Source organism: Actinomycetota bacterium, assembly GCA_036280995.1.
Lineage (GTDB): Bacteria > Actinomycetota > CALGFH01 > CALGFH01 > CALGFH01 > CALGFH01.
Genome location: DASUPQ010000749.1, coordinates 1 through 8549, shown reverse-complemented (window position 1 = coordinate 8549; position 8549 = coordinate 1). Strand labels below are relative to the sequence as shown.

Here is an 8549-nt window from a genome sequence, read left to right as displayed (position 1 = left end):
CGCCGCCCTGGCCGACGGCCCCAGCCGGCTTGCTGACGCCGCCCCCAGCGACGACGCCGAGGCCATGGCCACCGCCCTGGCCGAGCTGGGCGCCGGGGTCGACCTGGCCGGCACCTGGACGGTGACGGGGACCGGGGGGCGGCCGGCCAGCCCGGGCCGGGCCCTGGACGCGCGGCTGTCGGGGACGACCATGCGGTTCCTGGCCGCGGCGGCCACCCTGACCCCGGCCGGGGCGACCGTCACCGGGGCGGCGCCGCTGCTCCGGCGGCCGGTGGGGCCGCTGGTGGCGGCGCTGCGGGCCCTCGGGGCCGAGGTCGCCGACCACGGCGGGCTGCCCCCGGTGACCGCGGCCGGTGGCGGCCTGGCCGGCGGCCGGGCCACCGTGGACACGGCCGCCTCCAGCCAGTTCGCCAGCGCCGTGCTGCTGGTCGCCCCCTATGCCCGCCGGCCGGTCACCCTGACCGCCGAGCGGCTCGGGGCGGCCGCCTACGTGGACCTCACCGCGGCGCTGATGCGCGACTTCGGCGCCGCCGTCGAGCCGGCCGGCCCGGCCGCCTGGCGGGTCGAGGCCGGCCGGCCCTACCGGGCGAGGGACCTGGCCGTCGAGTACGACGCCAGCGCCGCCGCCCACCTGTTCGCCCTGGCCGCCGCCACCGGCGGGCAGGTCACGGTGACCAACGCCACCCCCGGCACGCTGCAGCCCGACGCCGCCCTGCCCGGGCTGCTGGAGCAGATGGGGGCGGCCGTGACCCGCGACGGCGCCTGCCTGACCGTCCACGGCCCCGACCGGCTCGGCCCGGCCGACGCCGACCTGACGGCCATGCCCGACCAGGTCACCACCGTGGCCGCCCTGGCCGCGCTGGCCGCCGGCCGCTCCCGCGTCCGCGGGGTCGCCGTCACCCGCGGCCACGAGACCGACCGCCTGGCCGCCCTCGCCGCCGAGCTGGGCAAGCTCGGCGTGGACGTCACCGAGCTGCCCGACGGGCTGGTCATCGACGGCGCCGGCCCCGAGCGGCTGCGCCCGGCCCGGCTGGCCACCTGGGGCGACCACCGCATGGCCATGGCCCTGGCCGCCGTGGCCGCCCGCGTCCCCGGCGTCGTCCTCGAGGACCCCGGCTGCGTGGCCAAGACCTACCCCGGCTTCTGGCGCGACCTGGCCGCGGGCGGGCTGGCCTACCGGGCCCATCCCGGCCCGGTACAGTAACCGCTCCATCCATCCGCCGCGGGGGAGCAGCCATGGCCGAGATCCTGTCCGACCAGCAGCGCGCGTTCCTGGAGGCCAACCACAGCGCCGTGATGGCCACCGTGGACGACCGCGGCCGGCCCCACGCCGTGCCGGTGCTGTGCGCCCTGGTCGACGACCAGCTGTGGAGCTCGGGCACGGACCTCCGGGTGCGGACCCGGTACCTGGCGGCGCGGCCGTTCGCCAGCCTGACCGTGCTCGGCAAGGGCTTCTGGGGGGAGTGGCTGACCGTCAGCGGGCCGGTCGAGACCCGGCGCGAGCGCCGGGTCGAGGACAACCTGCGCCTGTACCGGGCGGCCACCGGCCGCGACCCCGACGACCTGGAGGAGTACCGGGCGGCCATGGTCGCCGAGCGCCGCCTGGTCTACGTCCTCACCCCCGAGCGGGTCTACCCGTCCCCACGCTGACAGGAGGTCGCCCATGCCCGGCGAGCGGATCGCGGTCGTCACCGGGGCGTCCAGCGGGATCGGGGCGGCCAGCACCCGCCAGCTGGCCCGGGCCGGCTTCCACGTGGTCGCCGGGGCCCGCCGCGCCGACCGCCTCCAGGCCCTGGCCGAGGAGGTCGGGGCCACCACCCTGTCCCTGGACGTCACCGACCCGGCCTCGGTCGACGCCTTCGCGGCCGCCGTCGGCGACCGCTACGGCCACGCCGACCTGCTGGTCAACAACGCCGGCACCGGCCCCGGCCTCGACCCGGTGGCCGACGGCCGCGACGCCGACTGGCAGGTCACCATGGACACCAACGTCGTCGGCCTGCTGCGGGTCACCCGCACGTTCCTGCCCCTGCTGCGGGCCGCCCCCCACGCCCACATCGTCAACCTCGGCTCCATCGCCGGCTTCGAGGTCTACGAAGGCGGCGCCGGCTACACCGCCTCCAAGCACGCCGTCCGGGCCATCACCGACACCCTCCGCCTGGAGCTGAACGGCGAGCCCATCCGCATCACCGAGATCGCCCCGGGCATGGTCGAGACCGAGTTCTCGGTCATCCGCTTCCGCGGCGACCAGTCCCGCGCCGACGAGGTCTACGCCGGCGTGGAGTCGTTGACCGCCGACGACATCGCCGACTGCATCACCTGGGCCGTCACCCGCCCCCCGCACGTCGACATCGACTTCATGGTCGTCCGCCCGGTCGCCCAGGCAGCCTCGTACAAGGTCGCCCGCAACCTCGGCTAGCCGCCGTGGGCGGCCGCCAGGTCGGTGGCGGCGCGGTGGCCGCTGCGGAGGGCGCCTTCCATGAGGCCGGACCAGGGGCCGGCGGTGTGCTCGCCGGCGAAGTGGAGGGGGCCGACGGGGCGGGCGAGGAGGTCGGGGTCGCCGGGGCGGAAGGCGGGGGTGCGGGTGGAGTAGGCGGCCTCGATCCAGGGGTCGTCGTCCCAGGTGGAGAGGACGGCGCCGCGGTCGAGGTCGAGGTCGGGGCGGAGAGCGGCCAGGCGGCGGCGCCAGGCCGCCGGGCCGGCGCTGACCTCCAGGGCGGCCAGGGCGGGGGCGGAGCCGGCGAAGGCGCTCACCACCGGCTGGACGGCGCCGTCGGCGCCCTTGGCGGTCCAGGTCCAGTAGTGGTCGGGGACGGACAGGACGGCGCTGGGCGGCGGCACCCGGCGCAGGGGCACGAACAGCTTGGCCGCGTGGCCGTAGGCGACCCGGCCGAGGGCGCCGGCCTTCCAGTCCGGGAGGGGCGGATCGAAGCGGATCCGGCCGATGACCGAGGCGGGCACGGCCAGCAGGCAGGCCTCGGCGTCCAGCTCGGCGCCCTCGACCGCGACCCGCACGCCCGGGCCCGACCAGCTGACCGCCTGCACGGGCACGCCCAGGTGGACGGCGCCGGGGAGCCGTTCGGCCAGCCGCAGGGCGATCCGCTGGTTGCCGCCGGCGACGCGGAGGCTCTCGCGGGTCGAGAAGCTCGAGCCGGCGTGGCCGAGGACGGCCGCGGCCAGCTCCCCGACCGGCTGGCCGGTCGACACCTGCAGGCGGGCGGCGATGGCCTCGCGGGCGGCCCGGTCGAGGGGCAGCCCGTCCAGCACCTCGGCCACCGACCGCCCGGGCCCCAGGAGGTCGGGGCCGCCCGGGCCGGGCTCGCCGGGGCCGCCGGCGGGCGGCGCGGTCAGCAGGTCCCGGAGGCGGGCGACCTCGGCCAGGACGGTGGCCCGGTCGGTGCCGAGGCCGCCGCGGGGGTCGCGGTCGCCGTAGGCCATGCCGGCCGGGGCCATGGCCAGGCCCAGGCGGGCGGCGGTGGCGACCAGCGTCTCGTGGTCGGCCTCGACGAACTCGGCCCCGAGCTCGACCACGGCGCCGTTGGCCAGCCGCCGCGAGTGGACCCGCCCCCCGACCCGCCGGCGGGCCTCCAGCACCAGCGGCTCCAGCCCGCCCTCGGCCAGGGCCACGGCCGCGGCCAGCCCGGCCAGGCCGGCCCCGATGACGCACACCCGGGTCGTAGGCACGGCCACAGGTTACGGCGTAGTGTTCACCCATGCCTGACGAGGAAGCACGCATCGCGCTGTTCATCGACCACGAGAACCTGGTCATCGGGGCCAGGGAGATCGGCCGGGGCTTCGACGTCGGCCCGATCATGGACGCCCTGGCCGAGCGGGGCCGGGTGGTGGCCCGGCGGGCCTATGCCGACTGGACGCTGTTCGCCGGCGACCGCCGCACCCTGGTCGAGCACAACTGCGAGCTGATCGACATCCCCCAGCGGACCGGGGCGGTGCGCAAGAACGCCGCCGACATCAAGCTGGCCGTGGACGCCATGGAGCTGGCCTACGAGCGCGGGTTCGTGTCGACCTTCGTGATCTGCTCGGGCGACAGCGACTTCACCCCGCTGGTGGCGGCCCTGCGGGCCCTGAACCGGCGGGTCATCGGCATCGGGGTCAAGGGCTCGACCTCCAACCTGCTCCCCCCCGCCTGCGACGAGTTCCTGTTCTACGACCGCCTGCCCGGGGTCGGCGAGCTGGTCTCCCAGGGCGGCCGGCGGGCCGGCAACGGCGGCGGCAACGGGGGCGCCCGGCCGCCGCGGCGGGCCAGCAAGCCACGCAAGGACGACGGCGCCAAGCCGGCCGGCCAGCGGGACCTGCAGGAGCTGCAGCGCCAGCTCACCCAGACCCTGGCCGGGCTGAAGCAGAGCGGCGCCGAGCCCGTGCTGGCCTCGTCGCTCAAGCGGGCCCTGCTGCGCAAGGACCCGACCTTCGCCGAGTCCGACTACGGCTTCCGCGCCTTCCGGGAGCTGCTCGCCCAGGCCGAGCGCAACGGCATCGTCGCCCTCACCGAGGGCCAGGCCCCCGGCGACCCGGCGGTCGACTTCCCCGAGTCCGGCCAGGCCGACAAGGCCTTCGACCTGCTCCGCCAGACCCTGCTCGAGCTCCAGGGCGACGACGACGAGGTCCCGCTGTCCGGGCTCAAGGACCAGATGCGCAAGCGCGACCCCAACTGGTCCGAGAAGGACTTCGGCTACGCCGGCTTCCTCCAGTTCGTCAAGGCCGCCGCGGCCAAGGGCACCGTCAACATGGAATGGGACGACCAGGAGGGCGACTACTTCCTGTACGTGCCCGACTAGGGTGGGTGGCCGATCAGCCCGGTCGAGATCCGGGAGGCGCGGACCGACGCGGAGGTGGCGGCGGCCGGGCGGGTGACGGTGGCGGCCAACGCCGAGTTCGCCCCGGCCGACCCCGACGGGCCGTTCGCGCCCTCGTGGCGGCGCTACCTGGCCGAGATGGCCGACGCGGCCGCCCGGGCCGCCCAGGGGGTGCTGCTGGTCGCGGTCGAGGACGGGCGGGTGGTGGGGACGGTCACGCTCTACCTGGCTCCCGGGTCGATGCAGTGGCGGCCCGACGACGCCATGTTCCGGCTCCTGGCCGTCGACCCGGCGGCCCGCGGGCGCGGCATCGGCCGGGCTCTGCTCCAGGCCTGCCTGGACCGGGCCCGGGCGGCCGGCAAGCGCCGCATGGCCCTGCACACCACCGAGTGGATGCCCGTGGCCCGGGCCATGTACGAGCGGGCCGGCTTCAAGCGCGAACCCGAGGGCGACGAGGAGCTTCCCGGCGTCACCATCATCGCCTACGCGGCCGAGCTGGAACCCGCCGCGGACCCAGAGGCTTGACCCTGCCCCTGGGGGAGGCCCTACACCGGTGGGTGCCGGGCGCCACCTTCCGATGACGGGCGGACACGACATGGACCAGACCCTGATGCTGCCGGCGACCGACGTGGCCGCCATGCTGCGCCGCCAGGAGGTGTCGTCCCGGGAGCTGACCGAGGCCCTGCTGGCGCGGATCGAGGCCGTCAACCCGGCGCTCAACGCCGTGGTCGAGCTGCGGGCCGAGGCGGCGCTGCGTGAGGCCGCCACCGCCGACGAGGCGGCCGCCCGGGGCGGCGAGCTGGGGCCGCTGCACGGCGTCCCCATCACCGTCAAGGATGCCTTCGACGTCGCCGGGCTGCCCACCACCTGGGGCAACCCCGCCTTCAAGGACCACGTGGCCGCCGCCGACGCCACCGTCGTGCGGCGGCTCCGGGAGGCCGGCGCGGTCGTCGTGGGCAAGACCAACGTGGCCTTCATGCTCGGCGACTTCGGGCAGACGGCCAACGAGCTCCACGGTGTCACCAGCAACCCGTGGGATCCGGCGCGCAGCCCCGGCGGCTCGTCGGGCGGCGCCGCCGCGGCCGTGGCCGCCGGGCTGAGCTTCCTCGAGTACGGCTCGGACCTGGTCGGCTCGATCCGCCTCCCGGCCAGCTACTGCGGCGTCTACGGGGTCCGGCCCAGCGTCGGCGTCGTCCCCCTGACCGGGTTCCAGCCGCCCGGCCCCCCGGCCGGGCCGAGCGACATGACCTACCTGTCGGCGGTCGGGCCGCTGGCCCGCTCGGCCGCCGATCTGCGGACCGCCCTGGCCGTCACCGCCGGCCCCGAGGTCCCGGCCGCCAGGGCCTATGCCTGGACGCTGCCGCCGCCGCGCCACACCCGGCTGCGGGACTTCCGGGTCGGGGTGGTGCTCGACCACGACCAGGCGCCCGTCTCCAGCGAGGTCGCGGGACCGTTGTCGGACGCCGTGGACGCGTTGGCCCGGGCCGGGGCGACGGTGGTCGAGGGCTGGCCCGACGGCATCGACCCGGCGCGCGAGGCCGAGTCGTTCGGGTTCCACGTCGGGCTCTTCTTCGCCTACCAGCAGCCCGGCGACGACCTGCCGGCGTTCGCCGAGGTCGTCGGCCAGGAGCACCGGCGCATGGCCGCCCGGGCCGCCTGGACCCACTGGTTCGGCGACGTCGACGTGTTCCTCTGCCCGGCCAGCTTCACCCCGGCCTTCCCGCACGACCCCCGGCCCTTCGAGGCCCGCACGATCGCCACCCCCGAGGGGGAGCGGCCCTACGCCGACCAGGCGTTCTGGGTCGCGCACGCGGCCCTGCCCGGTCTGCCGGCGGTGGCCGCGCCGGTCGGGCGGACCACCGGCGGGCTGCCGGTCGGCGCCCAGGTGGTGGGCCCGCTGTTCGAGGACGACACGGCGATCACCTTCGCCGGCCTGCTGGCGGAGGTGACCGGCGGCTACGTCCCCCCGCCGAGCTGAGCCACCCTGAGGGCCCGGGCCCGCCGGCCCGGCCCGGGGTGGCCGGGCTAGTCGAGACGCCAGCAGCCCGGCTCGTGCGGCGCCGGGACCCGGCCGACGCTCTGCAGGAACGCCTCCACCACCTGAGGGCCGGCGAACTGGAAGGTCTGGCGGTAGACCCGCTGCTGGCCCTCGAGGTCGTCCGGCTGGGCGGCGACCCACTCGCCGAAGGAGCCGTGCTCGTCGGCCAGGGCGAGCACGACCTTGGCGTTCTCGATGGTGGCCAGGACCTTGGCCCGGTTGCGGACGATCCCGGGGTCGCGCAGGACGCCGGTGACGTCCTTGGCCGTGAAGGCGGCGACGATCTTGGGCTCGAAGTCGTGGAAGGCGCGGCGGAAGCCGTCGCGCTTGGCGAGCACGGTGCGCCAGGACAGGCCGGCCTGGAACACCTCGAGGCTGAGGCGTTCGAACCAGCCGGCATCACCGACCGGGGCCTCGCCCCACTCGTTGTCGTGGTAGGTGGCGAGGACCGGATCCGTGGCGGCCCAACGGCAGCGGGTCTTGCCATCAAGCGCGGGGAGCACCATGCACGACCTCCGTGGTGCGCGTCGGCGGTGAGGCTCATGGTCGCCGGAACGACCGCTGAAGCGTAATACGACGAGGCGCCCAGGAGGTAACCAGCTGTCCACAGCCCCCCGGGTTGGCGGCCCGAGAACCCACACGAACTCCCACGAAGCACCTGATCCGGCTCCGGCGCCGCGGTCAGGGGCGGACGGCGCCGGCCCAGCCGAGGGCGAGGGCGGCCATGCCGGCCAGGAGCAGCCGGTAGGCGACCCGGCGGCCGGCCGGGCCGCGGGCCCCGGCCGGCACGGCGGCCAGGCCGAGGACGACGGCCAGGGCCGCCCCGGCCACCACCACGGGGCGGTCCCCGGCGGCCAGCCCCGACCACAGGGCCATGACCACGGCGGCGGCGTAGCAGGCGGCGGCGACGGCGGCCGCCCGGCCGACCCCGAGCCGGGTGGCCAGCCCCCGGACCCCGGTGGCCCGGTCCCGCTCCACGTCGGGCAGGGCGTCGGCCAGGTGGGTGGCCACGGCCAGCAGGGCGCCGATCGGCCAGGCCCACCACAGCACGGGCGGGAAGCGCCCGGCGGCGCCGTAGCCGAACAGCGGCACGATCGGCACCGCGACCGCGAACGGCAGGGCGCTGAACATCGTCCCCTTCAGCCACAGGTCATAGGACCAGGCGCAGGCCAGCCCGACCACGGCCAGGGCGAAGGTGGCCGGGCCGAGGGCGAGGCCGAAGCCGAGCGAGGCGACCCCGGCGACGACGGCCGCCGTGGCCACCGCCCGGCGGGAGATCACCCCGCGCTGGATCGGCTTGCCCCGGCCGGCGGCGGCGTCGGCCTCGGCGTCGACGGCGTCGTTGAGGGCCCCGGCGGCGTACTGGTTGCATCCCAGCAGCCCGGCCAGCAGGGCCAGCCGGTCCCATTGCGGGTCGGCCCGCATGGCCACCAGCCCGAAGGCCAGCCCGACCCCGACGACCGCGAACGCCGGGGCCGCATGCAGGATCTCCAGCTGGGTCGCGGGATGCCAGGGGCCATGGCCGCGCCGCCCGGGGCCTGGTTCGGCACCCAGTTCGGCACTCGATTCGGGGCTCGGTCTGGCACCCGGTTCGGCGCGCGGCACCCCGACCCGCTGGTTCCGGGGCCCCTGATTCGGGAGGGTAGCCGAAGGCGGCGACGGGTGCTCCGGGTTGTCCCCAGCCCCGGTTACCGATCCGCCTC

The 8549-nt window shown here is 76.7% G+C and carries 9 protein-coding genes; 6 read left to right on the top strand and 3 right to left on the bottom strand.

Annotation, left to right across the window (positions count from 1 at the left end; all coding sequences use genetic code 11):
• From aroA to VF468_25140, 3 genes are all read left to right on the top strand, one after another.
• Positions 1 to 1204: 3-phosphoshikimate 1-carboxyvinyltransferase (gene aroA / locus VF468_25150; GenBank protein ID HEX5881576.1), on the top strand; the 1204-nt coding region annotated here is incomplete at its 5' end.
• 32 nt (positions 1205 to 1236) lie between these two features.
• A complete protein-coding gene (locus VF468_25145) occupies positions 1237 to 1650 on the top strand; it encodes a TIGR03618 family F420-dependent PPOX class oxidoreductase (GenBank protein ID HEX5881575.1) in 414 nt (137 codons plus the stop codon).
• Positions 1651 to 1663: 13 nt separating this feature from the next.
• Positions 1664 to 2416: an SDR family NAD(P)-dependent oxidoreductase gene (locus VF468_25140; GenBank protein ID HEX5881574.1), complete on the top strand. Its 753-nt coding sequence runs from the start codon at positions 1664 to 1666 to the stop codon at positions 2414 to 2416.
• Here the strand turns inward: VF468_25140 and VF468_25135 are convergent.
• Positions 2413 to 3681, bottom strand: coding sequence for an NAD(P)/FAD-dependent oxidoreductase (locus VF468_25135; GenBank protein HEX5881573.1), 1269 nt, complete (start codon positions 3679 to 3681; stop codon positions 2413 to 2415). The two genes, VF468_25140 and VF468_25135, sit on opposite strands and share 4 nt — an antisense overlap.
• 29 nt (positions 3682 to 3710) lie before the next feature.
• Here VF468_25135 and VF468_25130 point away from each other — a divergent pair, with 29 nt between their 5' ends.
• From VF468_25130 to VF468_25120, 3 genes are all read left to right on the top strand, one after another.
• Positions 3711 to 4790 carry an NYN domain-containing protein gene (locus VF468_25130; protein ID HEX5881572.1) on the top strand — a complete coding sequence of 360 codons (1080 nt, stop codon included), beginning with the start codon at positions 3711 to 3713 and terminating at the stop codon, positions 4788 to 4790.
• A 12-nt stretch (positions 4791 to 4802) separates the two neighbouring features.
• Positions 4803 to 5333 (top strand): GNAT family N-acetyltransferase, encoded by a 531-nt coding sequence (locus VF468_25125; GenBank protein HEX5881571.1) that lies wholly within the window; start codon positions 4803 to 4805, stop codon positions 5331 to 5333.
• Positions 5334 to 5403: 70 nt separating this feature from the next.
• Positions 5404 to 6786 (top strand): amidase family protein, encoded by a 1383-nt coding sequence (locus tag VF468_25120; GenBank protein ID HEX5881570.1) that lies wholly within the window; start codon positions 5404 to 5406, stop codon positions 6784 to 6786.
• 47 nt (positions 6787 to 6833) lie between these two features.
• On the opposite strand, the gene VF468_25115 is transcribed toward VF468_25120, so the two are convergent.
• Positions 6834 to 7352, bottom strand: coding sequence for a DNA-3-methyladenine glycosylase I (locus VF468_25115; protein HEX5881569.1), 519 nt, complete (start codon positions 7350 to 7352; stop codon positions 6834 to 6836).
• Positions 7353 to 7527: 175 nt separating this feature from the next.
• Complete coding sequence (locus VF468_25110) at positions 7528 to 8451, bottom strand: UbiA family prenyltransferase (protein HEX5881568.1); 924 nt, start codon at positions 8449 to 8451, stop codon at positions 7528 to 7530.
• Positions 8452 to 8549 lie beyond the last annotated feature (98 nt).

What these genes read in the sequence shown, in the direction of transcription:
- VF468_25145 (HEX5881575.1), top strand. Translation starts at nt 1,237, where the DNA reads ATGGCCGAGATCCTGTCCGACCAGCAGCGCGCGTTCCTGGAGGCCAAC.
- VF468_25140 (HEX5881574.1), top strand. Translation starts at nt 1,664, where the DNA reads ATGCCCGGCGAGCGGATCGCGGTCGTCACCGGGGCGTCCAGCGGGATC.
- VF468_25130 (HEX5881572.1), top strand. Translation starts at nt 3,711, where the DNA reads ATGCCTGACGAGGAAGCACGCATCGCGCTGTTCATCGACCACGAGAAC.
- VF468_25120 (HEX5881570.1), top strand. Translation starts at nt 5,404, where the DNA reads ATGGACCAGACCCTGATGCTGCCGGCGACCGACGTGGCCGCCATGCTG.
- VF468_25115 (HEX5881569.1), bottom strand. Translation starts at nt 7,352, where the DNA reads ATGGTGCTCCCCGCGCTTGATGGCAAGACCCGCTGCCGTTGGGCCGCC.